The following is a 20096-nucleotide window of genomic DNA, read 5'->3' as shown; positions in this document are numbered from 1 at the left end:
GTCGGAGACTGCCTAGGCCAGGCCCTGTTCTTTCAGGCGTCGGTACAAGGTCCTGTCACTGATGCCCAGGTGCCTGGCCAACTCGCTGCGGGTGCCTTTGAATGTCGCCAGGGCCTGCGCCAGCGTGTTGCTGTCGAACGGGGTCGAAGCCACAGCCTGAGGCGGCAGCGCCACGCATGCCTGGGGTAAATGGACGGCACGGATGACGCCGTCGTCAGCGAACAGGCTGGCTCTTTCCAGCGCATTGCGTAACTCACGGATATTGCCAGGCCAAGGGTACTGCTGGAGCCTTGCCAAGGCTTCAGGGTCGAGGGTCAGACGGCGCTTGCCGGCACCGCCACGCTGCAGAAAGGAATTGGCCAGCAAGCCGATGTCTTCGACCCGGTTACGCAAGGGTGGCAAGTGAATCGGGAAGGCGCTGATGCGATAGTACAGGTCCTGCCTGAACTCGCCTTTTTCCATCATCTTTTCCAGCGGTTTGTGGGTGGCGGCAATCAATCTGAAATTGGCGTGACAGGTCTCGACACTGCCAACCCGGCGATAAGTCGAGGATTCGATCAGGCGCAACAGTTTCACCTGCATGGCCAGCGGCACATCGCCAATTTCATCCAGGAATAATGTGCCGCCCTGGGCGGTTTCGACCAAGCCGGGCTTGCGCGTGACGGCGCCGGTAAAGGCGCCTTTTTCATGGCCGAACAGCTCGCTCTCGAACAGCGTTTCGGTCAAGCCCGAGCAATCCACCACCACAAACGGCCCGGCGGCCCGCTCGCTGGTTTCATGGACGGCGCGCGCGAACAGCTCTTTACCGGTGCCCGATTCCCCCAGCAGCAGCACCGGCAGCATGGAGGGCGCCACCCGTTGCAACTCCGACAGGGCGAGGTTGAAAGCCGGTGAACAGCCGACCAACCCTTCGTCGCTGGGGCGCGCCGAGGCGCTGCGTACCAGTGTCAGGCGCTCCACATAGGCGGTAATCACCCCATGCTCGTCGAGGATCGGGCGCAATTCCACGTCGACATGCTCAGGCCCCCGAGGCGTGTGGTGGATGTGCAAGACACGATCCGGCCCACGCATCTCCTGGGCTTTTTTCATCGGGCAATTCTCACCTGCCTGATCACACGGGACGTCGTAATGGTGGGAGATCTGATAGCACTTATGCCCGATGAAGGGCTTGTCGGCGCTGCCGAACTGACGCTGATAGGCCGTGTTGGCCGCCAGGATGTTGTAGTCCGGATCAAGCACGATCATGGGGTTGGGTTCGTGCTCCAAAAACGAAACAAGCGACTGCACTTGATCCGGAGGGGGCACGGCGTTGGTGGGGGTCGGCTGGAAAGTCTTCATCATGGCTCCTGGAATCCATTCTTCTATCCTGTTGTGGCACTGCCACCTCTGTCAACAGGCACTGCCAATGGCAGAAAACCCCATCCGACAGAGGCCCGAACACGCCCATACACAAATACAAAGCCCAATAAAATCAATTGGATATCATACGATTTGGTGAGCGCCATCGCCTGGCAAACTTATTGCACCGTCAGTCCTTAGTCTAAGTGGCTCGGTAAAAAAGCCCCCTCAAGGAGACCGTTCATGCGCGCCAAACTTCACGTCGAAGGCTTCTTCGATCCTGCTACCCATACCGTCAGCTATCTGGTGCTGGATGAAGCCACCCACCACTGCGCGATCATCGACAGCGTTTTGGATTACGAGCCCAAATCAGGCCACACCGCCACCACCTCTGCCGACCGCCTGATAGCCCGGGTGAACGCGCTGAATGCGCAGGTCGAGTGGATTCTGGAGACCCACGTCCACGCCGACCACCTGACCGCCGCGCCCTACCTGAAGGAAAAGCTCGGTGGAAAAATAGGCATCGGCAGCCAGATTTCGACGGTGCAAAAGGTGTTCGGCACGCTGTTCAATGCCGGCAGCGATATGCCCCGCGACGGCAGCCAGTTCGATCACCTGTTCGCCAACGAGGAAACGTTCCGTATCGGCACGCTGCACTGCTCTACGCTGCATACCCCCGGCCATACGCCGGCCTGCATGACCTACCTGATCAGCAATGGCAGCGAAACGGCGGCGTTTGTCGGCGATACCCTGTTCATGCCCGACTACGGCACCGCCCGCTGTGACTTCCCCGGCGGTAACGCGCGCACGCTGTTCCAGTCCATCAACAAAGTCCTGAGCCTGCCCGCGCAGACGTTGCTGTACATGTGCCACGACTACCAGCCGGGCGGGCGCGAGGTGCAATTCGTCAGCACCGTTGCCGAACAGCGCGAACTCAACGTGCATGTGCGTAATGGCATCAGCGAGGAGGCGTTCGTAGCGATGCGCACCAAGCGCGATGCAGCGCTGGACATGCCGACCCTGATCCTGCCCTCGGTCCAGGTCAACATCCGCGCCGGGCATTTACCTGCGCCTGAAGCCAACGGTACCCGCTACCTGAAAATCCCCCTCAACGTCGTCTGACATTTCCTACCCAAAAAAACACATAAGAAAAATCCCCATCACGGAGACACGTATGGATATCCGCAGCCTTGCACCTGCTCTATCAGTATCAGAACAGATTTTCCCCAGCCAACTGGCCGAACTGAAAGCCGCCGGCTTTCGAGCCATCGTGTGCAACCGCCCCGATGGTGAGGGCGCTGACCAACCGTTGTTTGCCGAAATCAAACGCGCCGCCGACGCGGTCGGCATCGAGGCGCACTATCTACCCGCCGAATCGGGCAAAGTCACCGACGAGCAAGGGATTGCCTTCGGCCAACTGTTGGAAACACTGCCCAAGCCGGTGTTGGCCTATTGCCGCTCCGGTATGCGCTCGACCACAATGTGGGCGCTGTCACAAGCAGGTCAGCACGACCTGCCGCACATCGTCGAAAGCGCCAAAAAAGCCGGCTTCGACATGAAAGGCGTGATTCGGCGGATTGCGAACCAGGGCCGCACGCCGGTCGAAGTGGCTGAGGCGCAGCACACCGTGGTGATCATCGGCGCTGGCGCGGCGGGTATCGCCACCGCCTCCAGCCTGCTGGCCCGCGCGCCGGGGCTCGACATCGCGATCGTCGACCCGGCCGATGTGCATTACTACCAACCTGGCTGGACGCTGGTCGGCGGCGGTGTGTTCGATGCGCGTCAAACGGCCCACACCATGGGCGCCACCCTGCCCCGCGGCGTGCATTGGATCAAGGCCGCGGTGGCGGCCTTCGAACCCGAGAGAAACGCGGTCATTCTGGATGGCTGCCGGGTGGTCAAATACGAGCAACTGATCGTCTGCCCCGGCCTGAAGCTCGATTGGCATGCCATCGAGGGCTTATCAGAGACCCTGGGGCGCAACGGCGTGACCTCCAATTACCTGTATCACCTGGCGCCTTATACCTGGGAACAGGTGCAACACTTGCGCGGTGGCCGGGCGATTTTCACGCAGCCGCCCATGCCGATCAAATGTGCCGGGGCACCGCAAAAAGCCATGTACTTGTCGGCCGATCATTGGAAACGCAGCGGTGTGCTGGATGCCGTCGACATCGAGTTCCACAGCGCCGGCGCGGTGCTGTTCGGGGTGGCCGACTATGTGCCGGCGTTGATGGAATATGTCACGGCGTATGGGATCGACCTGAATTTCGGCAATACCCTCACCCACGTCGATGGCCCGGCACGCACCGCCACGTTCAGCAGCGTACACGCCGATGGCAGCGCTCGCCGGGTGACGCGCGAGTTTGATTTGCTGCATGTGGTGCCGCCGCAGATCGCGCCGGATTTCATTCGGGTCAGCCCCCTGGCAGACGCGGCGGGTTGGGTAGATGTCGAGCCCGCCACGCTGCGCCATAAAACCTGGGCCAACATTCACGCCCTGGGCGACGTAGCCAACACCAGTAACGCCAAGACAGCCGCCGCCGCGCGCAAGCAGGCACCGGTGGTGGCCCATAACGTGTTGGCGGCACTCGGTAAGGCAACCGGCGTCGCCCAGTACGACGGTTACGGCTCCTGCCCTCTGACGGTGGAGCGCGGCAAGATTGTATTGGCGGAGTTCACCTACGGCGGCAAGGTCGCCCCCAGCTTCCCGTCATGGCTGATCGACGGCACTCGACCTTCCAGGCTGGCCTGGCTGCTCAAAGAGCGGATTCTTCCACCGCTGTACTGGAAGGGCATGCTCAAGGGGCGGGAGTGGCTGGCGAAACCCGAGTTGACCGACCAATGAATGCCGCGCAGAAGGCAAGGACACTCAGATGATCATCGTCTTACTACTGGGGCTCACGGTGGGCGTGATTCTGGCCCTGACCGGTGCCGGCGGCGGCATACTCGCGGTGCCGTTACTGGTATTCGGGGCGGGCTTGAGCATGGCCGAGGCCGGGCCTATTGGCCTGCTGGCGGTCGGGCTGGCCGCGACTCTGGGCGCGGTGATGGGCCTCAAGAACGGCACCGTCCGCTACAAGGCCGCGTTGTTGATCGCGGCCGCGGGGATCGTCTGTTCGCCCCTGGGCCTTTGGTTGGCACAACGCACACCGAATCGTCCGTTAACGGTCCTGTTTGCATGCGTGCTGATGTACGTGGCGTTCCGGGTATTCAAACGCTCGTTGCCGCCCTCCCCGGCCTCGAAGACCGCCGTCGCGCCCAAGCCGCCTTGCGTATTGAACCCCCAGCGCGGAAAGCTGAACTGGACGGCGCCGTGCGCCTGGGCGCTCACCGTGTCTGGCATAGTCGCGGGCGGGCTGTCGGGCCTGCTCGGCGTGGGGGGCGGCTTTGTGATGGTACCGGCGCTGCAGCGATACACGAATTTGACCACGCAGTCGGTGCTGGCAACGTCTCTGGCGGTGATAGCGCTGGTGTCCATTTCCGGCGTTGCGGCCAGTTCGGCGGCCGGGCATTTGCAGTGGGCAATTGCGCTGCCGTTCTCTCTGGGCGCATTGTCTGGCATGGCCGGCGGACGCCTGATCGCGGCTCGGCTGGCGGGGCCCCACCTGCAACGAGGGTTTGCCGCCGTGTCGATGCTGGTGGCGGTGGCCCTGCTGGTCAAGGCGATTAATACATGAACCTGAACGAGCGACTTTCAGGCGCGCCTGAACCGCGCCAGTCCCCCAAGATGTGCACAGGAGAAACCCCATGACTGTCGACTGGCTCAACTTCACCCCCTGGTCGTCCCTGGCAGGCGGCGCATTGATTGGCCTGGCGGCCAGCCTGTTCGCCGTCGGCAACGGCCGCATCGCCGGCATCAGCGGCCTGATCGGCAGCCTGCTGCAGCGCGGTGGCGAAGGCGTAAGTGAAAAAGCGCTGTTTCTGCTGGGCCTGCTGGTCGCGCCGCTGCTATGGGGCTTGTTTGCCGCGCTGCCGGCGATTGAGTTCCAGAGCGGCGGGCTCGGGCTGATCGTCGCCGGTGTGCTGGTGGGGGTTGGTACGCGGTATGGCTCAGGTTGCACCAGTGGCCATGGGGTGTGTGGCTTATCACGCCTTTCGCCGCGCTCAATGGTCGCCACGGTTTGTTTCATGGCCAGCGGATTCCTGACGGTGTTTGTGCTGCGTCATCTACTGGGGGTTTGAACATGCTCAAAGTCACGGCATTCATCGCCGGCCTGCTGTTCGGTCTGGGCCTGCTGCTGGCCGGCATGGCCAACCCGAGCAAAGTGCTCGCGTTCCTGGATTTGGCTGGGGCCTGGGACCCGTCCCTGGCGCTGGTCATGGGCGGCGCCATTGCCGTCGCGATTGGCCCGCTGACCTGGGCACGCCGACACGCCCGTTCGCTCCTGGGCGCGCCCATGCAATTCCCTGCCAAGCGTGAGTTGGACCGGCGCCTGATCGGCGGCAGCCTGTTATTTGGCATCGGTTGGGGGATCGCCGGAATTTGTCCTGGGCCGGCCGTGGCCATCCTGCTGACCGGGCATTGGCAAGCGTTGGTGTTCATGGTGGCCATGCTGAGTGGCATGTTGTTATTTACGGCCCTGGAAAACCGCCACGGTCGTTGATTGCGTTTGCACTCTCAACAACAATAGCGTTGCAGCCGATCATTCAAGAGCGTTTATTTAAGGCTCAACTTATCGGCTGAATCGAATCATCGGTTTAATGCAACAAATAATGATTATCACCACAACGATATTATCCAGCGGATGAATACCCGCACCTAAAAAATTCAACTATGAGTGCCCGACTTGTTAGCCATTCGTCGAATATGGCCCTTTGCGAGCAGCGTTTTATAGTGGGCAGCACAAACCCCCACCCTGATTAAAATTGTTGCCTGGTACTTTTAATGCCCCTCAAACAATCCACACCCAATACCCTTCCCATTAATGAGGAGTTCTTGCAATTAATGCAGGCGACGCTGAACGCCCAAACCAGTTGGATGACAACCGTAAACCATTTAGAAGAGGCCTGCGATGAGGTCTGGCTCGCCCGCATGTGGGAGGTCGAGAACCTTGAAAATCACTACAGGGCTTGCCAGGACCAGCTGTTTTCCTACCTGAAAAAAGCCATCAACCATTAAATTCATGATGACGATCGTGGCCCTTTCGGGAAGTTGTCGCTCTCTATTCGGGCTCACCAGAACCTGGCCTTCCTGAATATTCGACTAAAGCACAAGATCACACTATGAGCCTTCTGAAAACGCACTTGGTTAATTGGCCAATCTTTCCACCCCCCCGAAAAACAAGGTGCTTTAACCTTTCAGTGGCACTACCGCCCTTCATTCCACCTCTCGATATTTTTTCATGCAGTGCTCAAAACCAGCCGGAGTAATAGTGTGGCCGTCACACTCACGCTAAAGCATTACGATTCAAGGTCGACACTCAGAACTCACTTATCAACCTGCGTTACTATCGGGAGTCCATATGTTCGGCTGGATCAGCAATATCCGAGTCAGTGCTAAATTAAGTTGGGGGTTCGGTCTGGTACTGGGGCTTGCGTTGTTACTGGCCGCGACCGGCTGGTACGCCGTGGTGACGTTGACCGACCGCGGGCTGAAAGTTGAAAAAATTGCGCAGGTCAGCGATTACACCAAGGACTTGCGAATCATTCGTCTACGCATCGGTACGAACGCGCAGCCGAATGCCTATCAACCGTTGCAGCAAACCCTGGATCAGCTCGCAGCCCACCTGCACAGTATTCGGGCACTGTTCATTGACCCACTGGATGCCGACCTGATCCAACAGCAGGAAAATGCGGTCACCGCGTACGGAGGGCTGCTGCACGACCTGTCCACCCCCGGCATTGACCAGGCGTCGTTATTTAAACGAATGGGCCAGTTGGGTGACCTGCTGCTCGATACCACGCAAAAACTCATTCAATCGCAAAATGCCAAACGCGATGCCGACGCCGCTTCCACCAAGACCCTGCTGGGGCTCGTCGCGGCCTTGGCGCTGTTGCTGGGCGCCCTCGCTGCGTGGGTCATCACCCGTCAAATCGTGAACCCACTGCAACACACGCTCCGGGCGGTGAACCGCATTGCCCAGGGTGATTTGACCGAGCATCTGCAGGTCAACCGGCGTGACGAACTGGGCCAGCTGCAATCAGGCCTCCAGCAGATGATGCTCAACCTCCACGAACTGATCGACGGCATTCGCTCCGGTGTTATCCAGGTGGCCAGCGCGGCCGAGCAGCTGTCGGCGGTCACCGAGCACACCAATTCCGGCATCAGCAACCAGAAAGCCGAAACGGATCATGTGGCCACGGCAATGAACGAGATGACCGCCACCGTGCACAACGTCGCACGCAATGCCGAAGAAGCTTCTGCGGCGGCATCCATAGCCGATCAGCAGGCCAGCGAAGGGGAACGGATCGTGGGCGAAGCCATCGCGCAAATCCAGCGATTGGCGGCAGAACTCAACCAGTCGGCGGACGCGGTGCGCCATCTCCAGGAACAAAGCGACAAAATCGGCGGCGTACTGGATGTGATCAAGGCCGTGGCCCAGCAAACCAACCTGCTGGCGCTGAACGCGGCCATCGAAGCGGCCCGCGCCGGAGAGGCTGGTCGCGGGTTTGCGGTGGTCGCGGACGAGGTCCGCAACCTCGCCCTGCGCACCCAGCGCTCCACCGAAGAAATTGAAACCCTGGTCGCCGGCGTCCAAAGCGGCACCCACGCCGTGGCCTCCGGCATGGAAAGCAGCCTGCTGCTGAGTGAAAGCAGCGTGGAATGCACCCATCGAGCGGTCAATGCGCTGGAGAACATCACGGGCAAGGTCTCGATCATTCAGTCAATGAACCAGCAGATTGCCACGGCAGCCGAACAGCAGAGCGCTGTCACCGAGGAGATCAATCGCAGCGTGATCAACGTCCGCGACATTTCCGAGCAGACGGCCAACACCTGCGAAGAAACCGCAGCGTCGAGTAACGAGCTGGCGCGGCTGGGGCATGAACTGGAAAGGTTGGTGGAGCGCTTCAAGGTCTAGGGGCGCGAGGGGTGGGCTGATTGCACAAACTTGCCGCTCAAGCGCCTAACGCCGGCAACATGACGCTCTCAGTCAACTCTGACCGCTGTGTACAAGTAACGCAAAAGCTCAGGAATTAGAGTTGAAGCGCCAGGGGAAGCTACCCCAGCTCACAACTCCAATAATAGAGCGACGTCAATGAGACTGACACCATCCTTGCCAGCGTGCCTGGCTCTGAGCTTCGTATCACTTGCCACCTATGCTGCCGAGGGCCCTCCTCCGCCCTCCGTCAGCCAACCCAGCGGTATCAACCTGGGCGGCACCAGCTTCTACGACGGGTTCGCCGGGCCACCCGGGCTGACGCATCAGACCTATCTGAAATTCAGTACGGCCAGCAGCATTCGTGACAATGGCGGCAAGGACAACCGCAACTTCGATAACCCGAAGATCAATGTCATCAGCTTGATCAACCAATTCAGCTATTACTCACCCGACACCATCGGCGGTGGCGCGCACCTGGGTTGGAGCCTGTTGGTACCCGTGATCTCACTGGACGGCGACTTTGGCGACAACGGCGCCAAACTCAAGGACAACGGCGTTGGCCTGGGCGACGTCACGGTCGGCCCGCAGATCCAGTTCGATCCGATCGTCAATGCCGAAGGCCGGCCGGTGTTTGTGCAGCGCGTGGCCTTCGATACGATCCTGCCCACCGGCAAGTACGACAAACACAAGGACTTGAATACCGGCTCCAACTACTTCTCCTTCAACCCCTACTGGGCCGCGACCTTGATGCCGGCACCGCGCTGGGAAGTGAGCTGGCGCCTGAATTACCTGTACAACTTCAAGAACGACGATCCAGCCAGCAGCTCGGCGCAGTTCTTTGAAGGGCGACCGGTGCGCGACACCCAAGCAGGGCAATCGGCCTGGGCCAACTTTACGGCCTCGTACGAGGTGTTCCCGAAGGTCTCGGTCGGGATCAACGGCTATTACTTCCGGCAGATTTCGGATGACCAGGTCAACGGCGACCGCTTGAGTAATTCCCGCGAGAAAGTCCTCGGCATTGGCCCTGGCCTGTTCTGGAAGATCACTGAGGACAAGGCGTTCTGGCTCAATACCTATAAAGAAACCGGCGTAGAGAACCGCAGCAAAACCGATTACGCCGTGCAAGTTCGCTACGTCCATAAGTTCTGACTGAGGTGATGTGTGATGAATGCGCTCGACTCCATCGATAGCAAGCAATCACTGGGCGCTATCTGCCTGATGATGGTCATTTCCCTGGGAACGCTGCAGATCCAGCCGATTCTGGGCGGCGCGTTGATTGATCAACTGGGTGTGCCGCTCAATGCCATCGGCACGATTTTCGCCGCCGAGCTGATCGCGATGGCCATCGCCTGCGGCGCCTGTGCGCTGTTGATGGCGCGTGTCGACCGCCGCCGCTTTGCCCTGGTAGCGTTGTTGATCCTGGCCGCTGGCAACCTGGTCAGCACCCAGCTTCACAGCCAGGCATGGCTGGTGGTCTTCAGAATCATCTGCGGCGCCAGCGGTGGCGCGGTCATGGCGGTGGTGTATGCGACCGCGGCACTGCGCAGGTCCAAAGATGCGACCTTTGCGGTGATCAATATCGGCAACCTGTTATGGGGCATGCTGCTGGTCACCTCCATGCCCCTGCTGTTGCGGGGGTTTGGCGTACAGGGTGCCTTTTGCCTGCTGGCCATCACCAGCCTGCTCGCCGCACTGGGTTGCTGGAGAATACCCAGGCACTACCCGGACGCCCAACGCATCGCCCATGGCGCAGCCCGGCCGTTCGGGCTGACGTCGATGCTGCTGATCGCGCTGTTTGCGCTACTGTTCTTCGGGCACTCCGCCCTGTGGGTGTATCAGGAACGCATCGGCAAAAGCCTGGGCCTGGAGCCCCAGCAGATCGGCGCCATCCTCGGTGGCAGCATCCTGGCGGGCGCCCTGGGTGCCGGCCTTTCCGGGCTGATCGGGCGGCGTCTGGGGCTATTGTTCCCGCAACTGTTGAGCTTCGGCACTGCGTTACTGGCCACCCTGATCATGGTCTACGGCGACAGCACCGTGGCATTCGCCACCACGGCTTGCCTGATTCATATGGTGTGGTTTTTCAGCTTGCCGTACCTGCTGTCCATGGCCGCCGAACTCGACCCCTCCGGTCGATTGGCCGGCCTTGGCAACGCAGCGATTTTCGTCGGTCAGGGCCTTGGCCCCTTTGGCGCCGCGCTGGTAGTCGGTGAAGGGCACTTTCGCGCGGTGGGTTGGCTCGCCGCCTGCGCTTATATGCTGGCCTTGATCATCTCGTGCCTGGTGGTGGCCCGTTTCCGTCGAGGCGTGAAGCCTTGTGGGCAGGCCCTGGCAACCCAATCCGCCTGAACGACGTCAACCAAACCGCTCAATGAGATCACGCAATGAATACGCCATTCCCCAATACCCCCGAATTTTCCGGGGCGCTGTATACACCCAGCCGCGTCGAGGGCGAGGTGTACGACCTTGAAGTCGAAGGCACCCTTCCCGAGTCGATCCGTGGCACTTTTTATCAGGTGTCGCCGGACCCGCAGTACCCGCCGATGCTCGGCAGCGATATTTTCTTCAACGGCGATGCCCTGGTCAGCGGTTTTTACTTTGAAGGCGGCAAGGTCTCGCTGCGTCGACGCTATGTGCTGACCGATCGCCTGGTCGCTCAACGCCGTGAAGGGCGTTCGCTCAACGGCGTGTACCGCAACGTCTACACCAACGACCCGCTCGCGGCCAAAAACAACACCACCGCCAACACCTCGGTGATCCCGCACAACAATGTCCTGCTGGCGCTCAAGGAAGATGCCATGCCCTGGGCCCTGGACCCACAGACGCTGGAAACCCTCGGCGAGTGGAATTTCGACGGGCAGATCAACTCTGCAACGTTCACTGCCCACCCCAAGCTCGACCCCGTCACCGGCAACCTCCTGGCCTTCAGCTACGAAGCCAAAGGCGACGGCACACCCGACATGGCCTATTTCGAGATTTCGCCGCAGGGAAAACTGCTGCATGAAATCTGGTTCCAGGCCCCCTATGCAGCGATGGTCCACGACTTCGCGGTCACCGAACATTATGTGGTGTTCCCGCTGATCCCGCTGACGGTAGATGTCGAGCGCATGAAAAACGGCGGCCAGCATTTCCAGTGGCAACCCGAGCTGCCCCAGCTGTTTGCCGTGGTCCCCCGCCACGGCCACGCGCGCGACGTGCGCTGGTTCAAAGGGCCCAAGGACGGCTTCCAGGGCCACACCCTGAATGCGTTCGACGAAGGCGGCAAAGTCTATCTGGACATGCCCGTCACCGGCGGCAACATCTTTTACTTCTTCCCCCAGGCGGACGGTTTTGTACCGCCACCGGAAACCCTGGCCGCCAGCCTGATGCGCTGGGTGTTCGACCTCAACAGTGCGCAAGATGAACTGCAACCCCAGGCGCTGACCGACTACCCCTGCGAGTTTCCCCGCTGTGATGACCGCTACATCGGGCGCAAATATGAACATGGATTCCTGCTCGCCTTCGATCCAGAGCGCCCCTACAACCCGTCGAACGGGCCGATGCCGTTCCAGTTCTTTAACCTGCTGGCTCACCTCAACCTCACCACCGGTGTCACCGATGCCTGGTTTCCCGGTGACAGCGGCTGCTTCCAGGAACCCATTTTCATTCCACGCTCCGCTGACGCCGCGGAAGGCGATGGCTACGTGGTGTGCCTGCTCAACCTGATTGCCGAAGGCCGCAGCGAACTGGTGGTGCTGGACGCCTCCGCCATGGCCGCCGGCCCCATCGCACGCATCAAAATCCCGTTCCGCCTGCGCATGTCACTGCATGGCTGCTGGGCACCGCGCTAAATCGTCCCAGCGTTCCCCCTTTCGCGCGTCACGCCCGTGGCCATCCACTTGCTGGAATGGCACGGGCTGCCTGGCATTGCCGGCCTCGATCCGATGATCGAACAGAAAAATCGCATTTATTTCATATTGCAGGATTTATGCATAAATCCCACTTTACAGGATAAATGTGCAGGACTAGATTAACCCCATTGCCGCCATCTCCCGCTGCCCTTTACGAGAGGACACTTCATGAAACTCGCAAGCTTCATTGTTCACGGCCGTACGACCTACGGTGTGGTCGACGGTGACCAGTTGATTGACCTGGAATCGGTCAAGCCCACCGTTGGCACGGACCTCAAGCAAGCCATCACCGCCCATCGCCTCGGGGAACTGACCCCAACCGTGCTGGCGTCATTGCCCCGCGTCGCAATCGCGGACGTGACGTTCCTGCCAGTGATCGCAAACCCCGGCAAAGTGCTGTGCATCGGCATCAACTACGCCACCCACGTGCGTGAAACCGGGCGTGACATGCCAACCTACCCGATGATTTTCACGCGCTTCGCCGACAGCCAGGTGGCGCACCTGCAACCGATCATTCGTCCGAAGGCTTCGCACAAACTGGACTTCGAAGGCGAGCTCGCGGTGGTCATCGGCAAAACCGCGCGGCACGTCAAGGCAGCGGATGCATTGGACTATGTGGCCGGTTATGCCTGCTACAACGATGGCAGCGTCCGCGACTGGCAGAAGCACACCATTCAGTTCGTGCCGGGTAAGAATTTCCCCAACACCGGCGGCTTCGGTCCCTGGCTGGTAACGCGCGATGAGATCGGCGACCCGCAGGACCTGGAATTGACCACGCGCCTGAACGGCGAAGTGATGCAACACACCTGCACCAGCGACATGATTTTCAGTGTGCGCCAGTTGATCGAGTACTGCTCCACCTTCACCGAACTGGCGCCCGGCGATGTGATTGTCAGCGGCACCACCGGCGGCGTCGGCGCCTTCCGCGAACCAGCGGTCTGGATGAAGCCCGGCGATACCGTCGAAGTCGAGATAGCCGGCATCGGCATTCTGCGCAACAACATCGCCGACGAGCAGTAAGCCATGCAGCCATTGTCTGAAGCAGAACAGCTGTCCGAACAGGACGCCGATAGCAAAGGTTCGAGCCTTGAACGCATGCTGCGGGTACTGGATTTATTCACCGAAGCCAGCCCGATCTGGGCGGTCGACGAAATGGGCGCCGCGCTGGGCTATACGCGCTCGACCATCTATCGCTATGTGCGCGAACTGGCCGAGGCGAGCCTGTTGTTTCAGGTCGAAGCCGGACGCTACGCACTCGGCGCGCGGATTATCACCTGGGACCGCCAACTGCGCCTGAGCGACCCCCTGGTGCGCGCCGCACAGTCGCTGGAACACGACCTGCCACGCTGGAGCGAACAACAGGTCTGGCTGATCTGCCGGCTGTTCAAGGACCAGGTGGTGTGTATCCACCAGCATGGCGAGTTGTTCAGTGAGGTCAGCTACTCCCGGGGCTCACCCAGGCCGCTGTTCCTCGGCGCAACGTCGAAGGCGATCCTCGCCAACATGACCTCGCGCCAGCACAACCAACTGTTCCTGGAAAACCCTGATGAAGTGCGCGCCAGCCACCTGGGCCAGACCTGGGAACAGTTCCGCCGCTCGCTGCAGCAACTGCGCCGCCAGGGCTATGTCGCCAGCGCGGCGGAAATCGATCCCGGCGTCTACGGCCTGGCGGCGCCGATCTTCGACAGCGACGGCAAGGTGGTCGGCAGCATCAGTTGCGTGCGCCCGATCCAGCAGCGCGACAACGCCCAGGAAGCGCAACAAGGGGCACAGATGCTGGCCCTCGCGCAGACGCTGTCGCAACGCATGGCGGCGCTGACCCATCGCCCGCCGCAGCCGGACTGAAACCTTTGGAAGGGAATAACAATGACACCCCTCAACAGCTTCAGCACTCAAGTCCTGATCGTCGGCGCCGGCCCCACCGGGCTGACCCTGGCCAACCTGCTCGGCCAGGCCAATGTGGACACCCTGATCATCGACCGCAAACCCGGCACCGTGACCGAACCCCGCGCCGTTTCGATCGATGATGAATCCTTGCGCACCATGCAGGCGATCGGGCTGGATGACGCCGTGTTACGCGACGTCGTGCCCGGCTACGGTGTGCATTACTTCACCCGCGCAGGCGGCCGTTGCTTTGGCAAGGTCGAGCCCACCGGCAGGTTATATGGGTTCCCCAAGCGTAATGCGTTTCGCCAGCCGCTGTTCGAAAGCACGCTGAAGGTCGGCCTTGAACGTTTTGCCAACCTGACAGCGCGCTTCAATCACGAACTGCTCGAGTTCACTCAAGACCAGCACGGCGTGCGCGCGTTGATCAAGGATGCCGATGGCCAACTGCTCGACGTCAAGGCCAGCTACCTGATCGCCTGCGACGGCGGTCGCAGCCCGGTGCGCAAGCAACTGGGGATCGAGATGGTAGGGTCGAGTTTTTCCTCACGCTGGCTGGTGGTCGACACCGACCAGGACGACGACCCCTTCTGGCAAACCCGCGTGTATTGCGATGCCCGGCGCCCGGTGGTGGAAGTGCCCGGCCCGCACCATACTCGGCGCTTTGAGTTCCAGCTCAAGTCGGGCGAAACCGATGCGCAGGTGCTCAGCCCCGAATGCCTGCACACGCTGCTTCGTCCGTTCAAGGGCGATGCCCCGGTGTCTATCGTGCGCAAGACGGTCTACACCTTTCATGCCCGCGTCGCCGAGCGTTGGCAGGTCGGCCGCGTATTTCTTGCCGGCGATGCCGCCCACTTGACCCCGCCCTACGCCGGGCAAGGGATGAACAGCGGCGTTCGCGACGCGCACAATCTGGGCTGGAAGCTGATCGCTGTGCTCAAGGGCCAAATGGCCGCAACCGCCCTGCTGTCCTACGAAAGCGAGCGGCGCGACCATGCCTGGGCCTTGATCAAGCTGGCCCTGAACCTTGGCTTGGTCATGGCGCCAGCCACCGTGCTGCGGGCTCGCCTGATCAGCGCGGCCTTCGCGTTAATCGGCCTGGTGCCGCCGCTGCGCGATTATTTCCTGCAAATGCGCTTCAAGCCCAAACCACGTTTTACCAAAGGCCTGGTATTGCCCGAAGGCAAGGCCGGGAAGCTGGCCTGCGGGCAAATGTTTCCTCAGCCATTGCTGACCGATGCCCAAGGCCACACACAACTGCTGGACACGACCATTGGTGCCGGTTTTGCCCTGATCCAATATGGCGACCCCGCTCGCCAGCGCCTGGATGAACTGCGCCACGGCCTTTGGGACCACCTGGAAGCCAAGCGCATCCTGATCCTGCCGGCGCACGTGCAGGCCCTGCCATCACTGCCCGGCTGCACCGTGCTGCACGACCGCGAGGATGCGCTCAAGGACCTGCTCGGCGACAGCCACACGTTTGTGCTGCTGCGCCCGGATCGCTATGTGGCCGCCATCTTCGACCTGGCCACACAAGACCAGGCCGCTGGCGCATTGCAGTCGTTGTTCGGCATCACCCTGACGAACCATCGCGTGGATCAGCCGGCGATGGCGCCCGTCTACCCCTGAACCTTCAGCCCCAGAGGTGTTTATGCAAACCTTGCAGACTTCCACTCCCGCACGCCTGTGTTACCTGCACCTGGCGAGCAAAGCGCCCCAGCAGCAAGTCGATTTCTATCGGCGCCTGCTGGACATGGACAGCCTGGCGCAAGCCGACGGCAGCTGGCTGCTCCAGGGGCCTCAACGGGCCATGCTGATCTCGCCCGCCGACCATAGCGGCCTGCTCGCGGCGGCGTACGACCTGGGCAGCCAAGCACACTTGAGCGAGCTGCGCACGCGCCTGGTCGGCAACGGTTGTAACGTCGAGGCGCTCGACTCGCCGTTGCTGGAGGCGGGCGCCTTTCAAATCCGTGACCCCCAGGGTCGACAAACCGTATTTGGGGTGTCTCGCGGCGCGTCCACGGTCGACCGCAAGGGCATGCCGGGCCGCCTGCAGCACGTGGTGTTCCAGACCACGGAGCTGGAAGCGATGATCGACTTCTACGTCAACACGGTGGGCTTCACCGTCTCGGACAATGTCGTCGACGAGCAGAGCGGCCAGCTCACCACCTGCTTCCTGCGTTCGGACGATGAGCACCATTCGCTGGCGTTCTTCCGCGGATCGAAAAACGAGTGGGATCACCACTGTTACGAAACCAACGAATGGAACGACATTCGCGACTGGGGCGACCGCTTCGCCAAGGAACGCATCACCTTGTTCTTCGGCCCGGGACGACATGGCCCAGGCAACAACCTGTTCTTCATGGTGGTCGATGCCGATCGCAACCGCCTGGAGTTCTCGGCCGAGCTGGAGATCACCGAGGCCACGCGCCCGCCTGGCGTCTGGCCGCAGGAGGAATACACCCTCAACTCCTGGGGACGCGCCTGGATCCGAAGCTGAATACGCACAACCTAAAGGGTCTGCCCTCACCCACCCTCAATCGACGCGGCTACCTGCCTCAAAGGTAAGACAATGACAACTCCAATACTCGCGGCCTACGCCATCAACGGCGACCAATACATCAACGGCACCTGGCGCGCCGGTGGTTCGACACGACGCCTGGACGACCGCAACCCCTTCAACGGCGAACCCTTGCTGGAAATGCCCCTGGCCTCGGTGGCCGACCTGGATGACGCCTACCAGGCCGCCCAGCGCGCACAGACCGACTGGGCCGCGCTGCACCCGACCGAGCGCGGCGCACAGCTGGAAAAGCTCGCCCAGGTCATCCAGAACCGCCGCGAAGAAATCATCGACTGGCTGATCTGTGAGTCCGGCAGTACCCGCATCAAGGCGGGCATGGAGTGGCAGTTCACCCTCAACCTGGTTCGCGAGTGCACCACCCTGCCGATGCAGGTTGAGGGGCGGATCCTGACCAGCTACAAGCCTGGTGAGCAGAGCTTCGTGTTTCGCGAACCACTGGGGGTGGTCGGTGTGATCAGCCCGTGGAACTTCCCGCTGTACCTGAGCATGCGTTCCGTGGTGCCGGCACTTGCGCTGGGTAATACCGTGGTACTCAAGCCGGCCAGCGACACGGCAGTGACCGGCGGCCTGCTGATTGCCCACCTGTTCGAAGAAGCCGGGTTCCCGGCCGGTTCGCTGAACGTGGTGGTCGGCGCGGGTTCGGAGATTGGCGATGCCTTCGTCGAACACCCGATACCGAGCCTGATCTCTTTCACCGGTTCCACCGATGTGGGACGCAATGTCGGACGCATCGCCACCGGTGGCAAGCACATCAAGCGGGTGGCGCTGGAGCTGGGCGGCAACGCGCCGCTGGTGGTGCTGGAGGATGCGGACATCGAGATCGCGGCGCATGCCGCCGTGGTCGGGCGCTTCCTGCATCAGGGCCAGATTTGCATGAGCGTCAACCGGGTCATTGTGGATCGCTCGCTGTATGCCGATTTCGCAGCGCTGGTGGTCGAGCGCGTGCGCAATCTCAAGACCGGTGACCCGGCCCAGGCCGATACGGTGATCGGGCCGGTGGTCAACCAAAGTCAGCTCGACGGTCTGCTGGGGAAGATCGCCGCCGCCGAGCGCGCCGGTCTCAAGCAGTTGTGTGGCGGCCAGGCGCGCGGGCTGGTGCTGCCGGCCCATGTCTTTGGCGAAGTGGGCCCCGACCAGGCCCTGGCTCGCGATGAAACCTTCGGGCCGTTGCTGCCGTTGATGATCGCGCAAAACCAGGCCCATGCCCTGGAGTTGGCCAACGCCAGCGAGTACGGTCTGTCCAGTGCGGTGTTTACCCGCGACATGGCGCGCGGCCTGAGCTTTGCCCGTGGCATCGTGGCGGGCATGACCCATATCAACGACATCACGGTCGATGATCAGCCCAATGCGCCGTTCGGCGGCGAAAAGAACTCCGGCCTTGGCCGCTTCAATGGTCACTATGCCTTGGATGAATTCACCCGGGCCCATTGGGTGACCTGGCAAGCCGGGAGCCATCACTACCCGTTCTGATCGTCTGCGAGGATCGGGCAGGGTCCAGCCCTGCCCCGTCTGCCCAAAACAAAAAACAAAAGGCGAAACCAATGAATAATCTAGCCTGTGTGTCCACCGAACAGGTCATGCGCTCCGATCGGCTGATGAAGTGGAAAGAATTCATGAGCGATCATCTGGGCCGCACGCCGGAGTATATAAAGCGCCTGGAATCCACCCACATCGACCCGCTGCACAACGGTAATTTCCAGGGGCGACTGGAATACGGCGACCTGGGCCAGTTGCGTTTCTGCCGCATGACCGCCAGTGCCCATCGCTATTCACGTCACCTGAGCCAGGCGCTCGATGTGCTCGACACCCCGCGTATGCTGATATTGCAAATCGCCGGTGTCAGTCACTTCGAGCAAGGCCAGAAAAGCAGCGCCGTCGCGCCGGACGAGATGCTCCTGGTCGACTGCGGCAAACCCTTCAGCGTCACCAGTACCCAGGGCTGCGAGCACTTTATCCTGCTGTTCCAGGGGGCTGCCGGGCAACTGACCCAGACCGGCGACATGCACTTGAGTGGCCGCAACGGGCTGGGGCGCATGCTGATGCACTTGATCAGCGACGCCTACCACCAATACCCCTTGCTCAACAGCCACTCGGCGGGGCTGATCGGCGACAGTATCGCCGGGCTGCTGAACAATGCGCTGAAGAACAAGCAAGATGAAAAGCAGCTCGACCATGACTTCCGCTTCTTCAAGCAGAACCGCCTCAAGGCCTACATTGAGCGCCACCTGGCCGACCGCGACCTGAGCATCGAACGCATCGCCAACGCCGAGCAGTGTTCGGTGCGCAGTTTGCATCGGGCATTCCAGGACGAACTGGGGTGCAGCGTCAGCGAGTACATCTGGCAGCGTCGGTTGTCCCGCTGCGCCGAAGACCTGCGCAACCACGAGCAGGCCCATCGCTCCCTCACCGAAATAGCCTACGCCTGGGGTTATGGCAGCAGCTCCCATTTCAGCCGGCACTTCAAGTCGACATTCGGCATGTCGCCCCGGCTGTTTCGTGAGACCGCCAGCGACGCCCGCGCCAACTCCACCGCGGCGTAACCCCAGGCACCGCCCATCCACACCGAGGTCAGGCTGGACGGGCCTGGCAACGCATGCAGGTCACCTCGTGTAGGTCGTCACACGGCTCAAAAGTCATCCTTGACGTTTGCGCCCTGGATCTTGAACGCTCGGTTTTGCAGATAAACACTGCGGATAAAGTTGTATTTATCGCCAGTGATGAGCTTTTCAGATTTCAGGTATTGGGCACGCCCGTCGATCATGCTCACGCCGTACAGGCTATTGCGCGTCGGAACGTCGCCGATGTAACGGACCGGGTTGGCGTAGGCATCGGACAGGATCGCGGGTGCATCGCGAAGCGTGCTTGGCCCCAGGAATGGCAGTACCAGGTAAGGGCCGCTGTTGACGCCCCAGTGCCCCAGGGTTTGGCCAAAGTCTTGGTCACTGCGTTGCAGCCCCATCGGCGTCGCGACGTCGATCATCCCCACCAGGCCCAGCGTGCTGTTGAGCAAAAAGCGACTGGTATCCACGCCGGCACTGTGAAATTTGGCTTGAAGTACATTGTTAGCCAGGTTTTTCACCTCCCCCAGATTGTTGAAGACGTTATGAATACCGTCCTGGACCCTACGGGGGGTGATGAATTGATAGCCTTGGGCGAGCGGTTTGAGTGCATACGTATCCAACGTGTCATTGAATGCAAAGATCGATCGGTTGAACCCCTCCCATGGGTCCTCGTCGGAATCCGCACGGCACAGCGGTGACAGCGTGATGAAACAGGCGCAGGCCAGTGCCTGGGCGCGACGGCTTAAGGTGAAACGAAAGGCACGCATGTTTGTTCCCCAATGAATGAAGTCACCCGATTTGATCC

The 20096-nt window shown here is 61.1% G+C and carries 18 protein-coding genes; 16 read left to right on the top strand and 2 right to left on the bottom strand.

The features are described 5' to 3' along the window. Positions 1-12: 12 nt before the first annotated feature. Positions 13-1338: a sigma 54-interacting transcriptional regulator gene (locus P2T68_RS13030; protein WP_093235417.1), complete on the bottom strand. Its 1326-nt coding sequence runs from the start codon at positions 1336-1338 to the stop codon at positions 13-15. Between the two features lie 243 nt (positions 1339-1581). Between P2T68_RS13030 and P2T68_RS13025 the strand changes: the two genes are divergently transcribed. The 16 genes from P2T68_RS13025 (at position 1582) to P2T68_RS12950 (ending at position 19270) form a co-directional block, all read left to right on the top strand. After that, positions 1582-2460 (top strand): MBL fold metallo-hydrolase, encoded by an 879-nt coding sequence (locus tag P2T68_RS13025; RefSeq protein ID WP_102624006.1) that lies wholly within the window; start codon positions 1582-1584, stop codon positions 2458-2460. 52 nt (positions 2461-2512) lie between these two features. Then, positions 2513-4183, top strand: a complete 1671-nt coding sequence (locus P2T68_RS13020) for a bifunctional protein tyrosine phosphatase family protein/NAD(P)/FAD-dependent oxidoreductase (protein WP_102624005.1) — start codon at positions 2513-2515, stop codon at positions 4181-4183. A 28-nt stretch (positions 4184-4211) separates the two neighbouring features. Then, on the top strand, positions 4212-5015 hold the full coding sequence (locus P2T68_RS13015) for a sulfite exporter TauE/SafE family protein (RefSeq protein ID WP_024076431.1): 804 nt from the start codon (positions 4212-4214) through the stop codon (positions 5013-5015). A gap of 70 nt (positions 5016-5085) precedes the next feature. Continuing rightward, a complete protein-coding gene (locus P2T68_RS13010; RefSeq protein WP_024076432.1) occupies positions 5086-5520 on the top strand; it encodes a YeeE/YedE family protein in 435 nt (144 codons plus the stop codon). A gap of 2 nt (positions 5521-5522) precedes the next feature. Continuing rightward, entirely contained in the window at positions 5523-5942 is a 420-nt protein-coding gene (locus tag P2T68_RS13005) for a DUF6691 family protein (RefSeq protein ID WP_024076433.1), read from the top strand. A gap of 281 nt (positions 5943-6223) precedes the next feature. Continuing rightward, on the top strand, positions 6224-6457 hold the full coding sequence (locus P2T68_RS13000) for a hypothetical protein (protein ID WP_024076434.1): 234 nt from the start codon (positions 6224-6226) through the stop codon (positions 6455-6457). Between the two features lie 343 nt (positions 6458-6800). Next, on the top strand, positions 6801-8357 hold the full coding sequence (locus P2T68_RS12995; RefSeq protein ID WP_024076435.1) for a methyl-accepting chemotaxis protein: 1557 nt from the start codon (positions 6801-6803) through the stop codon (positions 8355-8357). Positions 8358-8534: 177 nt separating this feature from the next. Next, positions 8535-9527, top strand: a complete 993-nt coding sequence (locus tag P2T68_RS12990) for a transporter (protein WP_041160977.1) — start codon at positions 8535-8537, stop codon at positions 9525-9527. A 15-nt stretch (positions 9528-9542) separates the two neighbouring features. Continuing rightward, positions 9543-10724 carry an MFS transporter gene (locus P2T68_RS12985; protein ID WP_193689576.1) on the top strand — a complete coding sequence of 394 codons (1182 nt, stop codon included), beginning with the start codon at positions 9543-9545 and terminating at the stop codon, positions 10722-10724. Between the two features lie 35 nt (positions 10725-10759). Continuing rightward, positions 10760-12205, top strand: a complete 1446-nt coding sequence (locus P2T68_RS12980; RefSeq protein ID WP_277379441.1) for a carotenoid oxygenase family protein — start codon at positions 10760-10762, stop codon at positions 12203-12205. 228 nt (positions 12206-12433) lie between these two features. Beyond that, on the top strand, positions 12434-13285 hold the full coding sequence (locus tag P2T68_RS12975) for a fumarylacetoacetate hydrolase family protein (RefSeq protein ID WP_277379440.1): 852 nt from the start codon (positions 12434-12436) through the stop codon (positions 13283-13285). A gap of 3 nt (positions 13286-13288) precedes the next feature. Then, positions 13289-14110 carry an IclR family transcriptional regulator gene (locus tag P2T68_RS12970; RefSeq protein ID WP_102624002.1) on the top strand — a complete coding sequence of 274 codons (822 nt, stop codon included), beginning with the start codon at positions 13289-13291 and terminating at the stop codon, positions 14108-14110. A 21-nt stretch (positions 14111-14131) separates the two neighbouring features. Continuing rightward, a complete protein-coding gene (locus P2T68_RS12965) occupies positions 14132-15778 on the top strand; it encodes a bifunctional 3-(3-hydroxy-phenyl)propionate/3-hydroxycinnamic acid hydroxylase (RefSeq protein ID WP_277379439.1) in 1647 nt (548 codons plus the stop codon). A 22-nt stretch (positions 15779-15800) separates the two neighbouring features. Beyond that, positions 15801-16649 (top strand): VOC family protein, encoded by an 849-nt coding sequence (locus P2T68_RS12960; protein WP_041160979.1) that lies wholly within the window; start codon positions 15801-15803, stop codon positions 16647-16649. A gap of 72 nt (positions 16650-16721) precedes the next feature. Continuing rightward, positions 16722-18200, top strand: coding sequence for an aldehyde dehydrogenase family protein (locus P2T68_RS12955; RefSeq protein ID WP_193689579.1), 1479 nt, complete (start codon positions 16722-16724; stop codon positions 18198-18200). Between the two features lie 71 nt (positions 18201-18271). Then, positions 18272-19270: a helix-turn-helix domain-containing protein gene (locus P2T68_RS12950; protein WP_277379438.1), complete on the top strand. Its 999-nt coding sequence runs from the start codon at positions 18272-18274 to the stop codon at positions 19268-19270. Between the two features lie 86 nt (positions 19271-19356). Here the strand turns inward: P2T68_RS12950 and P2T68_RS12945 are convergent, their stop codons facing one another. After that, the gene (locus P2T68_RS12945; RefSeq protein ID WP_277379437.1) at positions 19357-20058 is read right to left on the bottom strand and encodes a VacJ family lipoprotein; all 702 of its coding nucleotides are present in this window, start codon (positions 20056-20058) and stop codon (positions 19357-19359) included. Positions 20059-20096 lie beyond the last annotated feature (38 nt).

Source organism: Pseudomonas sp. G11 (assembly GCF_029457515.1).
In the GTDB taxonomy this organism is placed as follows: Bacteria; Pseudomonadota; Gammaproteobacteria; order Pseudomonadales; family Pseudomonadaceae; genus Aquipseudomonas; species Aquipseudomonas gorinensis.
The sequence above is the reverse complement of the archived record's forward strand: the minus strand, read 5'-3'. Positions and strand labels throughout refer to the sequence as shown.

Bases quoted from the DNA above. Each gene is read 5' to 3' on its own strand.
- P2T68_RS13030 (WP_093235417.1), bottom strand. From the start codon at position 1,338: ATGAAGACTTTCCAGCCGACCCCCACCAACGCCGTGCCCCCTCCGGAT.
- P2T68_RS13025 (WP_102624006.1), top strand. From the start codon at position 1,582: ATGCGCGCCAAACTTCACGTCGAAGGCTTCTTCGATCCTGCTACCCAT.
- P2T68_RS13020 (WP_102624005.1), top strand. From the start codon at position 2,513: ATGGATATCCGCAGCCTTGCACCTGCTCTATCAGTATCAGAACAGATT.
- P2T68_RS13015 (WP_024076431.1), top strand. From the start codon at position 4,212: ATGATCATCGTCTTACTACTGGGGCTCACGGTGGGCGTGATTCTGGCC.
- P2T68_RS13010 (WP_024076432.1), top strand. From the start codon at position 5,086: ATGACTGTCGACTGGCTCAACTTCACCCCCTGGTCGTCCCTGGCAGGC.
- P2T68_RS13005 (WP_024076433.1), top strand. From the start codon at position 5,523: ATGCTCAAAGTCACGGCATTCATCGCCGGCCTGCTGTTCGGTCTGGGC.
- P2T68_RS13000 (WP_024076434.1), top strand. From the start codon at position 6,224: ATGCCCCTCAAACAATCCACACCCAATACCCTTCCCATTAATGAGGAG.
- P2T68_RS12995 (WP_024076435.1), top strand. From the start codon at position 6,801: ATGTTCGGCTGGATCAGCAATATCCGAGTCAGTGCTAAATTAAGTTGG.
- P2T68_RS12990 (WP_041160977.1), top strand. From the start codon at position 8,535: ATGAGACTGACACCATCCTTGCCAGCGTGCCTGGCTCTGAGCTTCGTA.
- P2T68_RS12985 (WP_193689576.1), top strand. From the start codon at position 9,543: ATGAATGCGCTCGACTCCATCGATAGCAAGCAATCACTGGGCGCTATC.
- P2T68_RS12980 (WP_277379441.1), top strand. From the start codon at position 10,760: ATGAATACGCCATTCCCCAATACCCCCGAATTTTCCGGGGCGCTGTAT.
- P2T68_RS12975 (WP_277379440.1), top strand. From the start codon at position 12,434: ATGAAACTCGCAAGCTTCATTGTTCACGGCCGTACGACCTACGGTGTG.
- P2T68_RS12970 (WP_102624002.1), top strand. From the start codon at position 13,289: ATGCAGCCATTGTCTGAAGCAGAACAGCTGTCCGAACAGGACGCCGAT.
- P2T68_RS12965 (WP_277379439.1), top strand. From the start codon at position 14,132: ATGACACCCCTCAACAGCTTCAGCACTCAAGTCCTGATCGTCGGCGCC.
- P2T68_RS12960 (WP_041160979.1), top strand. From the start codon at position 15,801: ATGCAAACCTTGCAGACTTCCACTCCCGCACGCCTGTGTTACCTGCAC.
- P2T68_RS12955 (WP_193689579.1), top strand. From the start codon at position 16,722: ATGACAACTCCAATACTCGCGGCCTACGCCATCAACGGCGACCAATAC.
- P2T68_RS12950 (WP_277379438.1), top strand. From the start codon at position 18,272: ATGAATAATCTAGCCTGTGTGTCCACCGAACAGGTCATGCGCTCCGAT.
- P2T68_RS12945 (WP_277379437.1), bottom strand. From the start codon at position 20,058: ATGCGTGCCTTTCGTTTCACCTTAAGCCGTCGCGCCCAGGCACTGGCC.